At 74.2% G+C, this 16,843-nt stretch carries 20 protein-coding genes; 10 read left to right on the top strand and 10 right to left on the bottom strand.

All coding sequences use genetic code 11. The annotated features are described in order from the left end of the window. Positions 1–263 precede the first annotated feature (263 nt). From NX794_RS27355 to NX794_RS27345, 3 genes are all read left to right on the top strand, one after another. On the top strand, positions 264–1,133 hold the full coding sequence (locus tag NX794_RS27355) for a class II glutamine amidotransferase (protein ID WP_258781761.1): 870 nt from the start codon (positions 264–266) through the stop codon (positions 1,131–1,133). A 34-nt stretch (positions 1,134–1,167) separates the two neighbouring features. Then, positions 1,168–2,013 carry a DUF1206 domain-containing protein gene (locus NX794_RS27350; RefSeq protein WP_428985968.1) on the top strand — a complete coding sequence of 282 codons (846 nt, stop codon included), beginning with the start codon at positions 1,168–1,170 and terminating at the stop codon, positions 2,011–2,013. 81 nt (positions 2,014–2,094) lie between these two features. Next, entirely contained in the window at positions 2,095–2,307 is a 213-nt protein-coding gene (locus tag NX794_RS27345; RefSeq protein ID WP_258781759.1) for a twin-arginine translocase TatA/TatE family subunit, read from the top strand. 9 nt (positions 2,308–2,316) lie between these two features. Here NX794_RS27345 and NX794_RS27340 read toward each other — a convergent pair whose 3' ends face one another. Next, the gene (locus NX794_RS27340) at positions 2,317–4,002 is read right to left on the bottom strand and encodes an LCP family protein (protein ID WP_258781757.1); all 1,686 of its coding nucleotides are present in this window, start codon (positions 4,000–4,002) and stop codon (positions 2,317–2,319) included. A 293-nt stretch (positions 4,003–4,295) separates the two neighbouring features. On the opposite strand from NX794_RS27340, the gene NX794_RS27335 reads away from it, so the two are divergent. Continuing rightward, positions 4,296–4,559 (top strand): GlsB/YeaQ/YmgE family stress response membrane protein, encoded by a 264-nt coding sequence (locus tag NX794_RS27335; RefSeq protein ID WP_258781756.1) that lies wholly within the window; start codon positions 4,296–4,298, stop codon positions 4,557–4,559. 78 nt (positions 4,560–4,637) lie between these two features. Here NX794_RS27335 and NX794_RS27330 read toward each other — a convergent pair whose 3' ends face one another. Next, complete coding sequence (locus tag NX794_RS27330) at positions 4,638–5,888, bottom strand: hypothetical protein (protein WP_258781755.1); 1,251 nt, start codon at positions 5,886–5,888, stop codon at positions 4,638–4,640. 141 nt (positions 5,889–6,029) lie between these two features. Continuing rightward, positions 6,030–6,464 carry an ATP-binding protein gene (locus tag NX794_RS27325; RefSeq protein WP_258781771.1) on the bottom strand — a complete coding sequence of 145 codons (435 nt, stop codon included), beginning with the start codon at positions 6,462–6,464 and terminating at the stop codon, positions 6,030–6,032. A 219-nt stretch (positions 6,465–6,683) separates the two neighbouring features. On the opposite strand from NX794_RS27325, the gene NX794_RS27320 reads away from it, so the two are divergent. Continuing rightward, positions 6,684–7,052 (top strand): STAS domain-containing protein, encoded by a 369-nt coding sequence (locus NX794_RS27320; RefSeq protein WP_258781754.1) that lies wholly within the window; start codon positions 6,684–6,686, stop codon positions 7,050–7,052. Positions 7,053–7,073: 21 nt separating this feature from the next. Here the strand turns inward: NX794_RS27320 and NX794_RS27315 are convergent, their stop codons facing one another. The 3 genes from NX794_RS27315 to NX794_RS27305 form a co-directional block, all read right to left on the bottom strand. Further along, entirely contained in the window at positions 7,074–7,862 is a 789-nt protein-coding gene (locus tag NX794_RS27315; RefSeq protein ID WP_258781752.1) for a LamG domain-containing protein, read from the bottom strand. 86 nt (positions 7,863–7,948) lie between these two features. Continuing rightward, a complete protein-coding gene (locus NX794_RS27310; protein ID WP_258781751.1) occupies positions 7,949–8,545 on the bottom strand; it encodes an Rv1733c family protein in 597 nt (198 codons plus the stop codon). Positions 8,546–8,582: 37 nt separating this feature from the next. Then, a complete protein-coding gene (locus NX794_RS27305) occupies positions 8,583–9,290 on the bottom strand; it encodes a CBS domain-containing protein (protein WP_258781750.1) in 708 nt (235 codons plus the stop codon). Positions 9,291–9,583: 293 nt separating this feature from the next. On the opposite strand from NX794_RS27305, the gene NX794_RS27300 reads away from it, so the two are divergent. Then, positions 9,584–10,063, top strand: coding sequence for a pyridoxamine 5'-phosphate oxidase family protein (locus NX794_RS27300; RefSeq protein ID WP_258781739.1), 480 nt, complete (start codon positions 9,584–9,586; stop codon positions 10,061–10,063). A 217-nt stretch (positions 10,064–10,280) separates the two neighbouring features. After that, entirely contained in the window at positions 10,281–10,712 is a 432-nt protein-coding gene (locus tag NX794_RS27295) for an STAS domain-containing protein (RefSeq protein WP_428985967.1), read from the top strand. 96 nt (positions 10,713–10,808) lie between these two features. On the opposite strand, the gene NX794_RS27290 is transcribed toward NX794_RS27295, so the two are convergent. The 3 genes from NX794_RS27290 to NX794_RS27280 are packed head-to-tail and all read right to left on the bottom strand — an operon-like array spanning position 10,809 to position 13,176. Next, positions 10,809–11,318: a universal stress protein gene (locus NX794_RS27290; RefSeq protein ID WP_309506032.1), complete on the bottom strand. Its 510-nt coding sequence runs from the start codon at positions 11,316–11,318 to the stop codon at positions 10,809–10,811. Between the two features lie 47 nt (positions 11,319–11,365). Further along, on the bottom strand, positions 11,366–12,142 hold the full coding sequence (locus NX794_RS27285; protein ID WP_258781737.1) for a TIGR03943 family putative permease subunit: 777 nt from the start codon (positions 12,140–12,142) through the stop codon (positions 11,366–11,368). Then, the gene (locus NX794_RS27280; protein ID WP_428985966.1) at positions 12,139–13,176 is read right to left on the bottom strand and encodes a permease; all 1,038 of its coding nucleotides are present in this window, start codon (positions 13,174–13,176) and stop codon (positions 12,139–12,141) included. The genes NX794_RS27285 and NX794_RS27280 overlap by 4 nt, the downstream gene beginning before the upstream one ends. Positions 13,177–13,371: 195 nt before the next feature. On the opposite strand from NX794_RS27280, the gene NX794_RS27275 reads away from it, so the two are divergent. The 3 genes from NX794_RS27275 to NX794_RS27265 all read left to right on the top strand — a co-directional run bounded on the left by NX794_RS27275 (position 13,372) and on the right by NX794_RS27265 (position 15,130). Further along, positions 13,372–14,196 carry a serine hydrolase gene (locus tag NX794_RS27275; protein ID WP_258781730.1) on the top strand — a complete coding sequence of 275 codons (825 nt, stop codon included), beginning with the start codon at positions 13,372–13,374 and terminating at the stop codon, positions 14,194–14,196. A gap of 200 nt (positions 14,197–14,396) precedes the next feature. Further along, on the top strand, positions 14,397–14,627 hold the full coding sequence (locus NX794_RS27270) for a response regulator transcription factor (protein WP_258781728.1): 231 nt from the start codon (positions 14,397–14,399) through the stop codon (positions 14,625–14,627). Between the two features lie 89 nt (positions 14,628–14,716). Continuing rightward, positions 14,717–15,130, top strand: coding sequence for an SRPBCC family protein (locus tag NX794_RS27265; protein WP_258781723.1), 414 nt, complete (start codon positions 14,717–14,719; stop codon positions 15,128–15,130). A gap of 59 nt (positions 15,131–15,189) precedes the next feature. On the opposite strand, the gene NX794_RS27260 is transcribed toward NX794_RS27265, so the two are convergent. Then, positions 15,190–16,803, bottom strand: a complete 1,614-nt coding sequence (locus tag NX794_RS27260) for a PucR family transcriptional regulator (RefSeq protein ID WP_258781722.1) — start codon at positions 16,801–16,803, stop codon at positions 15,190–15,192. Positions 16,804–16,843: the final 40 nt, after the last annotated feature.

Raw genomic sequence — 16,843 nt, 5'->3', positions numbered from 1 at the left:
GCCCGGATGCCGTCCGCGTCTCGTGTTCCACCAGGGTCCGCGCTGCCATGGGTGTTCCCCTCCCGGATCGGTCTGCGTCCGTGTCTGTTGTCATACGTCAACGACAGGCCGGTTACCCCCACTCTCCGGATGTATGCGTGATCCTCCTCGAACCGGTGACTTTTGTGTGCCGCGTGCGGGGCGGCGCGGGGCGCGGGACCATGGTCGTCCGGGATCCGGGGTCGTCCGGGGTCCGAGATTCTCCGGGATCCGAGGAGGACACCGTGTGCCGGCTTTTCGGGCTGAGCAGCTCCCCCGTGCGGACGCACGCCACGTTCTGGCTGCTGGACGCCCCCGACAGTCTCCGTGCGCAGAGCCACCGGGACCCCGACGGCACCGGGCTGGGCTTCTTCGCCCCGGACGGCACTCCCGAGGTGCACAAGGCACCGATCGCCGCGTACGAGGACCGTGCCTTCGCCGAGGAGTCCCGGCAGGTGGAGTCGTCGACGTTCCTCGCCCACATCCGGTACGCCTCGACCGGTGGGCTGGACACGCGCAACACCCACCCCTTCGAGCAGGACGGGCGGCTGTGCGCGCACAACGGCGTGATCGAGGGCCTCGACGTGCTCGACCGGCACCTGGGCGCGGACCGCGCGCTGGTGCGCGGCGACACTGACTCGGAGCGCTTCTTCGCCCTGGTGACCCGGGAGACGGCGGCCCACGGCGGCGACGTGAGCGCCGGTCTCGTGGCGGCGGCCCGCTGGACGGCGGAGAACCTGCCGCTGTACGCGCTCAACATCATCCTGGTCACGCCCGGGGAGCTGTGGGCGCTGCGCTACCCCGACACCCACGAGCTGCACGTACTGCAACGCCCCGCGGGCGGTCATCAGGGCTCGCGGCATCTGGACCACACCGGCCGGCACGGCCGGATGCGGGTGCGCTCGGCGGACCTGGGCGACCGGGCGGCCGTGGTCGTGGCGAGCGAGCCCATGGACGAGAACCCGCACTGGCGGCTCATGGAGCCCGGCGAGCTGCTGCACGTCGACCGCCGGCTGCACACCACCTCGCGGCTCGCGCTGCCCGACCCACCGGCCCATCCCCTCACCCTCGCCGACCTCCGTCCCACGGCCGCCGCCTCGCAGCGACCCGGGTAGGTGTCGTAGCGCGGGCCGGGGGCATCGGCGAGGTATGGGCACACAGACTTGGGCACTGCGGGGACGGTCCCGGGCCCGCCGGGCCGCGGACAGCACGGCGATGGCCGCGGCGGCCCGGGCGGGTTTCGCCGCTCGCGGCCTCATCTACATCCTGGTGAGCGTGATCGCGCTCCAGATCGCCTTCGGGGACGACGGCGGCGGACAGCAGGCCGACCGCGGCGGCGCCCTGGGCGAGCTGGCGGGCAAGCCGTTCGGGGCGGTGCTGCTGTGGATCGTGGGCATCGCCCTCGCCGGCATGGGGCTGTGGCGGCTGTCGGAGGCGGTGTTCGGCGGTGCGGGCCCGGACGGCTCCAAGCCGACCTCGCGGGCGGCGAACGCGGGCCGGTTCGTCTTCTACGCCTTCACGTCGTACTCGGTGCTGGCCTACGCGGCCGGTGACCGGGGCAGCGGCAGCGGCAGCTCCGACCGGCGCACCGACGACGTCACCGCGACGGTGCTGGGCTGGCCGGGCGGGCCGTGGCTGGTCGGGCTCGCGGGTGCGGGCGTGGTGGGCGCCGGTCTGTGGATCGCGTTCCGGGCGGCGCGCAAGAAGTTCCGCAAGCATCTGCGGACCGGGGAGATGTCGCCGCACACGGAGCGGGTGGTCAACGTCCTGGGCGTGACGGGCGGTACGGCGCGCGGGCTGGTGTTCGCCTTCGCCGGGGTGTTCGCGGTGGTGGCGGCCGTCCAGCACCGGCCGGGCAAGGCCAAGGGCATGGACGACACGCTCCGCGCCTTCCGGGACCTGCCGGCGGGGCCCTGGCTGCTCGCCCTGGTCGCGCTGGGGCTCGCGGCGTTCGGGCTCTTCTCGTGGTGCAACGCCCGCTGGCGCCAGGTCTGAGCCGGGGCGTCGGGCTTGTTGAATGATCGCCCTCCGGACATACTTCTACAGCACTGTAGATCGTAGGCGGAGGGCGTTCCGATGTTCGGCTTGAGCGAGCTGGCCGTGTTCCTCGTGGTGGTGGTCGTGGTCCTCGGAATCCGCAGGCTGCCCGGGCTGACCCGGTCGGCGGGAAAGGCCACCCGGATCTTCAAGAGCGAGGCCCGGGCGCTCCGGGACCAGGACGAGGTGCCGCCCGGCTCCGTCCGGGTGGTCGCCGGCACCGTCGTGGAGCGGGACGAACCGCGCCCCTGACCCGTCGGCTCAGGAGTCGGAGTCGGGCTTGCCCCGGGCCGCCGCGTACGCCTGGGCCGGTGTCATGGCGACGCCGTTGTACGTGACCGTCTTGTAGCGGCTGACCTTGGCGCAGGTCTTGGCCTGGTCGGCGGTGGAGGCGTGCGCGTCGGACACGGCGGCCTTGGTGTCGGCGGACGCCTTCGACGAGCCGCCCCCGGGATAGCGGGTGCCGCTCGGCCAGTCGCCGCCGACGACGAGTGTCAGTCCCGTGCCGGTGCCCTGCTTCAGCTGGGCGGCGGACAGGCCCAGCGCCTTGGCGACCGTCCGAGCCGCGCCCTCGCGACCGGTGCCGTAGGTGAGCGTGGTGGTGCTCGCGCGGCTCGGGGCGTTCTCCGTGGTCGTGGCCGGGCTGAACCCCCGGTCGGTGAGCGCGTCGGCCACGGTGCCGGCGCGGCCGGTGATGCCGGTGCCGTTCTCCACGGTGACGGCGACCTCGGAGGCGGGTACGGCCGAGGCGGTGGCCTTGGCGGTGGCGGAGGCCGCGGCGGCCTTCTTGCCCGAGCCGGTGGTGAGGGACTGGTCGTCGGCGATGGTGGCGAACAGGCTCTTCGCGGCGGAGGCGACCACGACGCGGTCCTTGTCGGCCGGGTCGGGGGCCGTCTGCATCGTGGTGAACGTGATCCGCTTGGTGGGCACCTTGTTCACGTCGGAGGCGAGTCCGATCAGCTTCTTCACGGTGCCGAGACCGTCGTCCACGGTCAGGGCCTTGGTGGCGGCGTCGGCGAGGTCGTAGACGGCGGTCGGGTCGGTCAGGGTGCCCGCGCTCTTGAACTTGCGGATCATCGCGCTGAGGAAGATGTGCTGCGAGATGGTCCGGCCGAGGTCGCTGCCGTCGCCGAAGCCGTGCCGGGAGCGCACGAACTCCAGGGCCGCGACGCCCTTGAGGGTGTGGGTGCCCTCGGACAGCTTCAGGTGCGAGTAGGTGTCGTAGACGTCGTCGTCGACGCACACCGAGACGCCGCCGACCGCGTCGGACATCTTGACCACGCCGGAGAAGTCGAGCTTGACGAAGTGGTCGATGGGGATGCCGGTCAGCCGGTGGACGGTGGCGACCTGGCAGGCGGGGCCGTACTGGAGGGCGCTGTTGATCTGCCCGTAGTAGCCGTTTGTGGACTGGCGGGACTCGGCGTCGTGGCAGGCCGGGACCTGGGTCATGGTGTCGCGCGGGATGCTCATCACGGTGGCGTTGGAGCGGTCGGCGGATATGTGCAGCACCATCTCCACGTCCGCGTTGCTGCCGCTCTGCACGCCGGTGTGCGAGCAGCCGCCACCGAGCTTGCAGTCCGTCTTGCTGGTCCGGCCGTCCGAGCCCATCACCAGGATGTTGATCGGGGTGCGGCCGAAGGCGTCGGCCTTCTCGGTGCCGCCCTTGCCGTCCAGCGCGACGCTGTGGATGTTGCCGTTCAGGTGCTCGTAGAACCACCAGCCGGCGCCGGCCGTGACGACGATGAGCACCGACAGACAGGTCGCGAATATTCTCAGCAGCCGTCGGCCGCGGCCCCGTTCACCACCGGGCCGGGCGCCATGGGAGCCCTTGGCCGGCCGGCCGTCGTGCGCGCGGGCCCCGCCGGGCGCCGCGGAGCCCTGCCGGGGCACCCGTGCGCCGCGGCTGCGCGTGGCCTGGCCGGCGGGCCGGTCCCACGGGTCGCTCATCTCCCACTCCCATGAACACGGTCGGGCCCGTCCGGCCCGGGGCGTCCGAGGGACGGCCGGGCGTGTGCGGCGGTCTTCAGGCAGGTGAAGCGGGGGTTCACCTCGATTGCGTAGTTGCGCAATCTAACAAACCCGGGCTTGCGGCAACACAAAGCGCGGTGCGATTCACAGGTGAGGCATCTCATGCAACCACCTCGCGGGCTCCGCCCTCCACCCCCGGGTCCCGGCAGGCGTGCGCCGGGGCCGAGCGGGCATCTGTAGGCCACCGACGAGTGAGGGGTGGCAGAACAGTCATGGAGATTTCCGGGATCATCAGCGCGATCATCATCGGCATCGTGATCGGCGTCCTCGGCCGCCTCGCCGTGCCCGGCCGCCAGCACATCGGCATCCTGTGGACGATCGTGATCGGCATCGTCGCCGCGCTCATCGGCAGTGCCCTCGCCGCCGCTCTGGGCGTCGCGGACACCAAGGGCGTCGACTGGATCGAGTGGCTCATCCAGATCGCCCTCGCGGCGGTGGGCGTGGCCGCGCTGAGCCGGGTGAAGGTACGCGGCTGAGGGCGGAGCGGCGACGGGTGACGGGCGGGCCTCCTCCCCGCCACCCTCGCAGGAGTACAACGGGCGCCGCGGCACCGGTCAGACGGCCCTGCGGCGGCGCACGGCCACGAGCACCAGTCCCCCGGCGACCACGGCGGCCCCGGCACCCGCTGCGAGCAGCGGCCTGCCGTCGCTGCCGGTGCCGGCGAGGACGCCCCCGGTGGAGTCGGCGGCCGCAGCCGAGGTGCCGGTTCCGCTGGTCCCGCCGGTCGACTGGCCGTGCGGGGCGTTGCCGCCGCCGCCCGTGCCGGAACCGCCGGTGGCCGAGCCGCCGTCGCCGGATCCACCGGCCGTGGACCCGCCGGCCGTGGACCCACCTCCCGTGGACCCACCTGCTGTGGACCCGCCGGCCGTCGATCCCCCGGAGGTGCCGCCGGAATCCGTCACGTCCACGTCGAGGTAGGCGGTGTCGTTCGCGCGGTTCTTGTCGACGTCCAGGTGGGTGCCGTACACCGAGCTGGCCGTGATCTCGCCGCGGGTGTCCCGGGCTCCCTTTCCGATCTTCAGGACGAAGGTGTAGTCGAGCTTCTGGCCGGCCTCGATGATCTGGTCGGCGGGCCAGCAGACGTACTTCGGGTGGCCCGGCTCCGAGGGGCCGGTGGGGGCGTCGACGCCGAACGGCGCGCAGTCGCCGGGCACCTGGACGGCGGTGGTGCCGGCCGGGATGCGGACCAGCAGGCCGGGCTGCTCGTCGCTCTCCTCGTTCTGGATCCGGCCGGGGCCGGCGTCGCGCAGGGTCGCGGTGAGGGTCACCTCGCCGCCCGGGTCTCCGGCCGCCTTGTCGCCCTCGGCGAGCAGGTCGGCCGTGCTGTCCGCGGTCAGGGCCAGGCGCCGGTTGGCCTCGTCGAAGCCGTCCCCCGGTGCCGCGCCGGTGGGGCTCGTGCCGTACTCCACGTACTCCAGCAGCGCGTCGGGCCGGGCCCGGAACCGGACGCGGGTGGTGACGGATGCCTTCGGCTCGACGGTCTGGTGCAGGTCGCACAGTGCCTGCGGGCCCCCATCCCGGGTGGTCGAGTAGGTGCAGCCCTCGACGTGCTCCGGGAAGTCGAGGCCGCGGCTCAGCCCGATCCGGAAGACGACGTCCCGCGCGGCGGCCGTGCCGTTGTTGGTGACGATGACGGTCTTGTCGTAGACCTCGCCCGGCTTGGGGGAGGCGACCGGCAGGGTCGAGATCACCAGGTCGGGGCCGAGTTCGCCGGCGTGCGCCACGGGGGCGGTGAGGGCGGGTACGGCGATGCCGATCGCGGCGGCCGCCACGGCCGCCGCCGCGGGACGGAGGGGTGAGCGCACGTGGGTCTCCTCGTCGGGACGGGACCGGCGCGCGGGCGCGCGGGCCCGGTTGACCGGCTGATCATGTCCTGGACACGCGAGGAACCCGAGAGGTTGTACCGGGCGGCGAAGTCGTGCCGGTCCGGTGCCGACGGAGCGCGATCAGCGGGAGCCGGAGTCGGAGTCGGTGAGGGTGGCCAGCGGTTCGTCGTCCCACAGGGCGATCCGGGCGGTGACGCACTTGCCGACCGGTTCGCGTCGTACCTCGAAGCCCTGGACGACGGCCATCACGATCTCCAGACCGTGCTGGCCCACGCGGCCCGGATCGGCGGCCCGGGCCACCGGCAGCACGGGCACGCTGTCCCACACCTCGACCGCCACCGCGTTGCCGGTGATCCTCAGACTCAGCAGCAGTGGGCCGGGCGCGTACTTGCAGGCGTTGGTGACCAGTTCGCTCACCACCAGCCGGCTGAGCTGCATCGCGTGCGCCGTCACCGGCATGCCGTGCGCCGCCTGCGCCCCGGCGAGGAAGCGCCCCGCCCGATCCCGCGCCTCGGCGATGCAGCCGTCGGCGGTGCCGTCCAACTCCACCGTCATCTGCGGCGGCCAGTGACCGCCGGCCGCGGCGGGCCCCTCGTGGCGAGCGCCCGATTCCTGTCCGTTACGTCCTGTCACCCCGTTCACGCACCAGCGGATACCCGCGTTCGCACCCCGTACGCCTCCCGTTTCTCAGGGAAGACGCATCCTCGGCGCGATCGGGGGCAGGCGCGTCCCCGGGGAAGTCCGGTCAGACCGTCGAACGTGGACGAGGAACGCGTGTCAGACACCGCACACACCAGGGAACCGGCCGCGCCGGACGGGCTGGGCATCAGCCGTGCCGTCGTCGACGGGGTCACCGTCGTCACCGTGAACGGGGAGATCGACCACCACACCTCCGGTCTCCTCCGTCACGCGCTGGTGCCCGCCGAGGAGACGGCCTCGCGCACGGTCGCCGACTTCACGGGCGTCGATTTCATGGACTCCAGCGGCATCAACGCCCTGATAGCGGCGCACCAGGCCCTCGGACCGGGCGGCCGGCTGCTGCTCGCCGGTGTCCGCAGGCCGGTCCTGCGGACCCTGGAGATCGTCGGCCTGACCACCCTGCTCGACTGTCACCCCACGGTCCGGGACGCGCTGGAGGCCTGAGCGGCACTCGGCGCGCCGTACTCACCCCGACGGGTCCGGTTCGGCCTCGGCGGCGTCCCCGGCCGTGGCGGTCGCCGCCGGTTCTGGCAGTTCCGGGTGCGCGGCGGCTCGCTGTACGACGAGACGGCTGACCTCGAAGGACATCTCGGTCGTCGTCGCCGCGGGCGGCGGGTGGTAGCGGCCCGCGCACACCGACAGGTTGACGATGAGATAGGCGTGCCAGCCGCGGCCCACGCCCCGCCGGTCCGCGAAGACCTGGCTGCCGTTGACCCACCACACCACGGACTTGGACCCGAACTCGGTGCGCAGGTCCACCCAGGCACCGGGGGCGATGGCCTCGTCACGGTGGTAGAAACCCGTGGCGCGTACGTGGTTGCCGAACTCCAGCAGGTCGGGGTGGTCCGGGTGGTACTCGAAGACGTCGATCTCCTGGTCGCCGTCGCGCCACGTCCAGATCGCCGGCCAGGCCCCGACCTCGCGGGGCAGCCGTACCCTGGCCTCCAGCACGTCGCCGGTCCGGACCATGAAGGCCTCGGCACTTCCCTCGGTGGTCAGCAGGCCGGTGTTCCAGCGGCCGTCGCGGCGGCGGACGGCCTTGAAGGTGCCGGAGCGCGCGTAGGCGGGGTCGGACACCAGGTAGTCGAGTTTGTCGTCGTCCGGGTTGACGGGACCGCCGCCGGGATAGGCCCAGGAACGGCCCGCGACCCACTGTCCGGCCGACGTGAAGTCCGCCGTGAGGACGGTCTGGAGGGAGGACGCCTGCGGGGTGCGCGGGGCCGGGAGGGCGCCGTCCGCGTTCGGTTGCTGCATGCCGGATGTCTCTCCGGCTCTCCTGTGGGCATGCGCCGGGCCCCTCTCCCGGGGGGCGCGACAACCCCTTCGGGGGACGCTTCGGCTCAGGTCCCGCTGAAGTTCCCCCAGCGGGGCCCGATCTGCTTCCACTCCTCGTCCCACTCGGCCAGGCGCCGCCTGATGAGCCGGCTGCGCACGATCCAGCCCACGCCCCAGACCGCCGCGGCGGCCGTCGGCGCCACCAGGGCGCCGGTGAGGGCGGACTGCGCGCCGGCGGCCGCTCCGGTGACGGGTGCCGGGACCACCCGGCCGGACCGGTTGGTCCACACGGTGATCGTGCTGCCGGCGGGGGCGCCCGGGTAGACCTTCGCGCGGTCGGTGTGCACCGCGCCGTCCGGGCCGGTCCAGCGCACGCCGGCCCACACCCGTCCGTCGTCGTACCCGCTGCCGGTGGCGGGGGTCTTCGCGGCGTCGTCGGTGAGGACGGCGGACACGGTGCGCAGTTCGGCCCGGCGCTCGGCGAACGAGGCGTCGGAGGCCCGCGCGGCGAGCACGCCCGCCAGGGTTCCGCAGAGCAGGACGAGCACCCACGTGGCCAGCACGATCCAGGCCTCCACCATGTCGCTCGGCCGGCGCAGCGGGTTGCGCCGCCACCGCCACAGCCGGACGGGGGCGGCCGTCGTGGGAGGTGTCCGGGTCATCGTCACCGCCTCCTCAGGTGTGCCGGCGGCATCGCCGTCACCGTGTGCCGGTCCGCTCGACGGCCGGAGGACCCGCGTCCAGGTCCAGGTCCGGGTGCCCGGGCGGCCCGGTGAGCACGCACCGTACGTCCACGACGCCCGGCACGGAGCGCGCCAGGCGGACGGCGAGCGGCACGAGCGCGGTCTCCCGGACCCGGCCGGCGAGGGTCACCACTCCATCGTGCACCTCCACGCCGATCGCGGCCGAGCGGGTGCCGAAAAGACGGCCGACGACCTCGCCGCGGACCTGCTCGGCGATGTCCGCGTCGGCGCGCAGGAACACCTTCAGCAGGTCGGAGCGGCTGACGATGCCGCGCGGGGTGCCGTCGGGCGCGACGACCGGGAGGTGTTCGACCCCGGCGCGCGCCATCAGGCGAGCGGCCTGGCCGAGACCGGCGGCGGGGGTCACGGTGGCGGCGGGCGTGGTCATCAGCTCGCCGGCGGTCGTGCCGGTGGCCTTCCGCGGGTCCACGCCTTCCCGGACACGGCCCAGATGGCCGAGGTCGTCCTCGCGGCACTCCTCCCTGGCTGGCAGATCGGCCGCGGCGACCACGCCGACCACCCGGCCGGCGTCGTCCAGGACGGGCAGGGCGCCGATCCGCCACTCGCGCATCGCCCGCACGATGTCCTTGAAGGCGGCGCCGGTCCGCAGGGCGAGAACCTCGCGGGTCATCACGTCGCTCACGACGGTCGGGGTGCCGTCCATGGCACCTCCAGGGGTTCGGATGCCGTCCCTACGGCACCTCCAGCCTGACCCGGCGAGCCGGGCGGGGCCATGGGCCGTTCGGTCCCGGCGGCACCGGGACGGGGCCGGGGTGGGGACCTATGGCCCCGGGCCGGGGGACCGAACGGCACTGCCGCGCGGGCGCGGAGCGCGGGAGGGTTGCTCACAGGAGCGGCGCCGATCCCCCGCGGCGCCGCTCCGCACACGGAACCCGCCGCCCGCACCGGGCCCGGACCCAGGGGACGACGATCCACGCACCCGTGAAGAAGCCGGCCATGACCCGCACCGACGCCGCGGCGCCCAGGCGTGTCGACCTCGACCGCGCCGAGGCCCTGCGGCTGCTCGGCAGCGTGCCGTTGGGCAGGATCGTGTTCACCCGGCGGGCGCTGCCCACCGTGCGGCCGGTCAACCATGTGCTGGACGGCGGTGACATCGTGATCCGCACCCACGAGGGCGCCGCCCTGACCTCGCGGGCCCGGCAGGGCGACGGCACCGGCGTGGTGGTCGCCTACGAGGCCGACGCGATCGACCCGGACACCCGGCTCGGCTGGAGCGTGGTCGTCACCGGGTACGCCCGGCTCGTCACCGACCCCGCCGAACTGGGCCGGGTACGGACGCTGCTGAGCCCGTGGGCGCCGCAGGAGGGCGGCATGGACCACGCGGTGCGCATCCGCCCGGACCTGGTCACGGGCGTGCTGCTCACGGACGCGGAGCCCGCGTCCGACGAGACCGTCCCTCCCGGGCCGCGGCCCTGACCGGGGCGGGCCAGGGCGGACCCCGGGACGGACAAAGAGCCGCCCTGAGCCGGATCAGGAACGGACCTGAGCCGGATCGGGAACGGACCTGGGCCAGGTCAAGGGGGGACCCGGCCCGGACCAAGAGCGGACCCGGCCCGGACCAAGAGTCGACCCGGGCCGGACCAAGGCCGTTGGGCCCTACCGGGCACCCTCGCCCGTGGGTTCTGCTGGTCACATGCCCGAGAAGCAGAGGCGGTCCACGGCCGCGCAGTCGGCCCGTCCCGGCGTGGCCACGGGCCACCGGAGCTACGGCGTGGCCTCGGCCCACCGCATGCCCGGCGGGGCGACGGTCCTCCCGTTGCGCGGGGAGATCGACGTGCTCACCGCGCCCGAGCTGACCCGACGGCTCGACGCGCTCACCGGCGACCCGCGGCCCGACCTGGTGCTGGACCTCAGGCCGGTCGACTTCATCGACTGCGCCGGGTTGAGCGCGCTGTGCCGGGCCCGCAACCGGGTGCTGGCCCGGCGCGGTCGGCTGCGGCTGGTCACGGACAGCGTGGGCTTCCTGCGGATGCTGCGGGTGACGGGTCTGCGGGACGTCTTCGAGGTGCACCCGCGGCTGCCGGCGCACTGCGCGGAGGCGGGGGCCGCCGGGGCGAGGGCCTGACCCGGCCGGAGGCCGCCACACAGCCGGCGTGCCACGACCGCCACGTCCGTCCCCGCGCACCGGCGCTCGTCGCACCGGCCGCCGGGTTCGGTGGCCTCACGGCTTCCCGGGTGCCCGCACGATGGCCACCGGGCAGTCGGCGTGCTGGGCGACCTGCCGGCTGACCGAGCCGAGCAGCGCGCGGGCGAAGCCGCCCCTGCCCCGGCTGCCGACGACCAGGGCCTCGGCACCCTCGGAGGCCCGGACCAGGATCTCCGTGGGGTTGCCGTGCACCACACGGCTGGTCACGGAGGCGGCGGCGTCCGGGCCGAGAGCCTCGGTCAGTTCCCGCACCATCTTCTGCCGTGCCTCGTCCGCGTCGATGTCCGTGCCCACGGCGGGCGCCGACCAGCCGTACAGCCCCGGCAGTTCCCACGCGGCGATCGCCTCTACGGCGCCGCCGACGAGGGCGGCGTGGCGTACCGCCCAGCGACGCCCGCCACGACCCGGGGCCTGGAGACATCCTGTTCCATCAGTGCCACCTCTCCCGCGGCTCCCGTGGCTCCCGTGGCTCTCCCGCGACCGGGGTGTCCGGTGTCCGCCACGCGCGTCGCCGCTCCCCTCCACGCTGCGCGCCGCAGTGGCGAACCGCCGGAGAGGGGCGTCCGGCGAGGTCAGGACGGCCGTAGGGGCAGGTCGTCGGTGAAGGCGTTGACGGGCTGGGCGACGGGCTGGGCCGCTGTGACGTCGAGCGCCGCCTCGGCCGTGCGGGTGCCCAGGGCGCCCCGGGGGTGCCAGGTGCCGGTCACCGCGAGCCAGCTGTCGGCGGGCGGCGCCTCGGTGCCGTACATCCGTACCTTGACGGTCTGTGAGTCGGCGGCGCAGCAGGTGAAGATGATGCGGGTGAGGTACCAGCCGTCCCCCTCCTCGGCCGGGGTCACGAAGCCCGTCAGCTGCACGGCGCGGCCTTTGACGGCGAGGCTGCGGTCCTGCTGGACGCGTTTGGTGAAGTCGGTGAGGGTGAGCGGCACCGGAGAGGCCGCGGGCAGCGGGTCGAAGCCCTTCTTCTGCACGGTGACGGGTTTGGCGCCCGAGCGGGACGCGGTGTAGGCGCCCAGGGCGGGCGGGGCCCAGACGGTCAGGCTGAGGGCGGGCAGGAAGAGCAGCCAGGCGATGCGCGGGGTGACCGAGTGATCGTGCCCATGATCACCCCCGTCCCCCTGCCCGCCCCCGTGCCCGCTCCCGTGCTCGTGTCCGCGTCCGCTGCCCCCGCGCCTCTCCCGCGCGACCGCCGCCGTCAGGCCGAGCAGCAGCAGCGCGGCGCCGGAGGCGATCAGCGGGACGCGCAGGCCGGCCTTGACGTAGCGCAGGTAGGTGTCGGTGAACAGGGCGGTGTGCAGCAGGCCGAGGCCGGTCAGCGTCAGGAGCAGGGACTGTACGGGGCGTTTCACAGCAGCAGGCCTCCGATCAGGACGCCGGCGGTGATCGCGACGACGGTGGTGGCCGTGGAGAACCGCCAGGCGAAGGCACGCCCGAAGGTGCCCGCCTGGAGGGCGATGAGTTTCAGGTCGACCATCGGGCCGACGACCATGAAGACGAGTCGGGCGACGGGCGAGAACCCGGTGAGCGAGGCGGCGACGAACGCGTCGGCCTCGGAGCACACGGCCAGCAGCACGGCGAGCCCGGCGAGGAAGAGGACCGACAGCCAGGGTGAGCCGGAGAAGGCGTCGAGGACGGAGCGCGGCACGGCGACGTTGAAGGTGGCGGCTGCCATGGCGCCGAGCACCAGGAAGCCGCCGGCGTGCAGGAAGTCGTGCTGGAAGCCGAGGCGGAACTCGTGAAGGCGGCTGTGGCCGTGCTGGTGGCCGGTGTGCCGGTGGCGCAGGCCGGGCCGTAGCCACTCCTCCCTGCCGAGCCACAGCCACAGCCAGCCCATGACGGCCGCCGTGGCGAGGGAGGCGAGCAGCCGGGCGGCGACCATGGCGGGGCTGCCCGGGAAGGCGACGGCGGTGGCGGTCAGCACGACGGGGTTGATGGCGGGCGCGGAGAGCAGGAACGCGAAGGCGGCGGCGGGGGTGACGCCCCGCCGGATCAGGCTGTTGGCGACGGGCACCGACGCGCACTCGCAGCCCGGCAGCACCGCGCCGGCCGCGCCGGCGACGGGCACGGCGAGGACCGGCCGCCTGGGCAGCACCCGGGTGAACAGGTCGGCCGGGACGAAGGCGTTGATGGCGCCGGACAGGACGGTGCCGAGGAGCAGGAAGGGCAGTGCCTGGACGGTGATCGCGAGGCAGACGGTGCGCCAGGCCCGTACGGCCGGCTGGTCCGGCCAGGCGGTGCCCGCGAGCAGCAGCCCGGCGGTGGCGACGGCCGTGATGGCGAGGGCGGCGCCCAGCGGCCACCGCCGGCCCCGGCGCAGGGGCGGAGCGACGGGGACGACCGTCACGCGCTCGGCCACTGCAACCACTTCATCCGATTTTTCCATTATCACTCCGGATGTCGGTGTCTGGGCGAAGATAAGCGACACCGTCGGCCACACCGCGCGCACACGCCGCCACGGCGGTGACCGGGCACCCCGATGCGCCCCAACGGTGGCTCTTCTCACACTTCGCGCCGAACAGGGTTCCGAGTGACGGGAGCCACGTCGCGCGCACCGGAATGTGGCTTACGTTCTGGCCCCATGGCGTCCCACCCCTCCCCCACCATCCGCACGGCACGCACGGCACGGATCGCGGCCGGCACCCTCGCGGCATCGGTGGCAGCCCTGCTCCCGCTCGGCCCGCTGACTCCGACCCCGGCGTCCGCCGCCACCCCGCCCGCCCACGGCAGGGTGACGGCGGCGGTGCTCGACCTGGACGGCGCCGGCCGCGCCCCCGAGATCCACGGCACGGACACGGCGTACGACACCGCGAGCATCGTCAAGGTCGACATCCTCGCGGCACTGCTGCTCAAGGCGCAGGACGCCGGACGGCGGCTCACGGCCGAAGAACGCGGGCACGCGGAACCGATGATCCGGCGCAGCGACAACGCGGCGGCCAACGCGCTGTGGCGGGAGATCGGCCGCGCCCCGGGCCTGGCCGAGGCCAACAAACGGCTCGGGCTCACCTCGACCACCGGCGGCCCCGGCACCAAGTGGGGGCTGACCCGCACGACCGCCGGCGACCAGATCCGGCTGCTGCGCGCGGTGTTCGACGACGGCGGCACGGCGAAGGCGGGTGCCACCGGACTGAACCAGGCCTCCCGCGCCTATCTGCGGAGCCTGATGAGCCAGGTGACGCCCGAACAGGCCTGGGGCGTGTCGGCGCCGGCCGCGTCCGGCTCCGCGAGCGCGCTGAAGAACGGCTGGCTCCAGCGCAGCACCTCCGGCCTGTGGGACGTCAACAGCATCGGAGAGGTCACCGTGCGGGGGCACCGGTACCTGGTCGCGGTCCTGTCCGACGGCAGTGCCTCCATGCGCGACGGGGTCTCCCTGGTGGAGCGGACCGCGCGCGCCGCCCTGGCCTGAAGAGCGACCCGGACCCGCACAGGAGCGGAGGGACGGTCAAACCGTTCCGCCGCCCCTGTGACGCGTCTGTGACAGTCGGCGGACGCCGTCGTGAAGTGCCGCGCCCAGCCTGGAGGAACAAGGGCAAATCGCCCTTACCGGTCGGAGGCATCGATCGGAGACATCGGTCAGCGACCTCCCCGTCCGCCGGAGGAAACCCCATGAGCGCCACCCTCGCCCCCGCGTCCACCGAGGCCCCCACCCCCGCGCTGGCTCCGCGCGAGCGGGAGACGCTCCGGCACATCGCCGCCGGCCGCACCTACCTCCAGACCGCCCGCCACATGGGCCTGTCCGCGCACACCGTCGACGCCTACCTGCGCCGCATCCGGGCCAAGCTCGACATCACCAGCACCGCGGAGCTGACCCGTCTGGCCATCTCCCTGGGCCTGTGACCCGAGCGCCCGCACGACGGCGCTTTTCGGCCGCCGCCGACGGGGCACGCGGCCGGGGTACGACTTCCGAGCCGAGGGACGGTACGACCATGGCCGAGTACGAACGTTCCCGCACGATGCCCGCGCAGCCCGAGCAGGTCTTCGACCAGGCGGCCAACGCCGGACAGCTCGACGCCTGGCTGCCGGAGGAACTGCACGTCGAGGTGGCGGACCCGCCCGCCGTCACCGTGCACGAGGACCGCTCGGGCCAGGATCTGCCGGCCGTGCTGCGGGCCGAACCGGACCAGATGCGGCTGGAGTGGGGCACCCGCGAGCGGGGCGGCTACACCGGCTGGCTCCAGGTCGCCGGCATCGACAGCGGTGCCAGCGAGGTCACCGTGCACCTGTCGTTCTTCGACACCGAGCACGACCCGGGTGAGCGGGCCGTGCAAGACGCCCTCGACGGCAGCCTGCGCCGCCTGGAGGACCAAGTGCGGCTTCGCGTGGACAACGCGGCCGGCTGAACCGGCAGGGCGCGCGGCTCCGGGACACCCGCACCCGGAGTCAGGACCGGCGCCCCGCGTCAGGACCGGCGCGCGGCAACCGCGGACGGCCGGGTCCGGCGCGTGCCCGGTACGGCGCGGGGGCCGGCCGGGTCACGGTGGCACAGCAGGGCGGCCCAGAGGTCGAGGCGGTCGACGAGCCGGGACAGGTCGCGGCCGGTGAAGTGCTCGATGCGCTGGATCCGGTAGTGCACGGTGTTGACGTGCAGATGGAGCGACTCGGCCGTCCGGGCCCACGAGCCGTCGTGCGCCAGGAACACCTCCAGGGTGTGCAGCAGCGCGGCGGCCGAGGCGCTGCCGGTGTCGAGCAGCGGCCCCAGGACGGTACGGCTGTAGGCGGCGCGGACCTCGGCCGGTACGCCGGTGAGCAGCGCCTCCAGCGTGGTCAGGGTGGTGGCGTCGGCGAGTTGGGAGGCGGCCGGGGCGGTGGTGCGGGCGCAGGCCAGGGCGTAGCGGGCCTCGGCGAGTGCTCCGGGCAGCGCGGCCGGCTCGGTGACCGGTGCGGAGAGGCCGCCGTACAGGAGGACACCGGGCGCGCAGGCGGCGACACGCGGCCAGACCTCGGCCGGCGCGGCGGCCGACTCCTCGGGGACGACGGCGAAGGCGGTGCCGTCGGGCAGCGATCCGACGGTGGCGAAGGCCGGCGAGGTGTGAGCGACGGCTTCCGTCAGACCGCCCCGCGCGAGATCCTTCCGCGTCTCGTGCGGCCCGTGCCGCTCGGGCACCGCGTCCGCGACGAGCACGCGGTAGGGCCCCTCCCCCGGCAGGCCGCAGGCCCGGACCGCGCCAGACAGTCCAGCGGGTCCGGCTCCGGCGAGCGCCGCGCCCAGTTCCCGGGCCGCGCGGCGCCCGGAGTCCTGGCGGTGCAGCGCGTCCTGGCAGCGGCCCAGGACCGCGGCGATCTCGTGCAGCAGGCGCGGCGGCGCGACGGAGGCGTCCGGCAGGTGCAGCACCCAGCGTTCGTACGGCGTGACGGTCTCGGCCTCCACCGGCACGGTCACTCCCCCGTCCGCCACGCCCAGCGTCGCGCCCTCCGTCGCGCCCCCGTCCGCCGCCGGGAGGGGAGCCGCACCCGGTGTGACGGCGCTCGTGGTGGCGACGGTGCGGCCCGCCGCCGTGCGGACGCGGGCCTCCGCCCCGCCGACGTGCGCGAAGGCGGCGGCCAGCACGGCGGCCGGATCGGGGTCCTCGGCGGCCAGCCGGTCCAGCCGGGCCCGTACCTGCGCGGGCAGCGCGTGCCGGCGGCTCAGCTCGCCCCACTGCCCCAGGTAGACGGTGTCGGTGATCGCGCGGAACAGCACATGGGCCGGCACGCCCGCGACCGGCACGCCGTGCCGTTCGCACGCCTCGACCAGAGCGTCCGGCACCGAGCCGTGGGTCTCCTCGCCGGCCAGCAGCGCGACCGCGCCCGCGTCCTTGAGCCCCGAGACGAAGCGTTCGGCCTTGTCCCGGCCGCCGTCCGCACTCCACCAGACGAGCCCGCTGAGCACCACCTCGTCGGGGCGGACGAACCGGGCGGGGTCCTCCAGGTCGGTGACGGTGACCCCGCCGATCTCCCGGCGCAACAGCGCCTCCTCGGCCCAGAGCAGACGCAGCCCGAGGGTCTCGTCCTGCAGGAGGTGTTCGACGTGCATGTGCGGCGGCTCCTTGTACCCGTCTCGCATTCACCAGGTG

The sequence above is a fragment of the Streptomyces pyxinicus genome, from assembly GCF_024753135.1.
In the GTDB taxonomy this organism is placed as follows: domain Bacteria; phylum Actinomycetota; class Actinomycetes; order Streptomycetales; family Streptomycetaceae; genus Streptomyces; species Streptomyces pyxinicus.
This window is presented reverse-complemented; position numbering and strand designations above follow the sequence as displayed.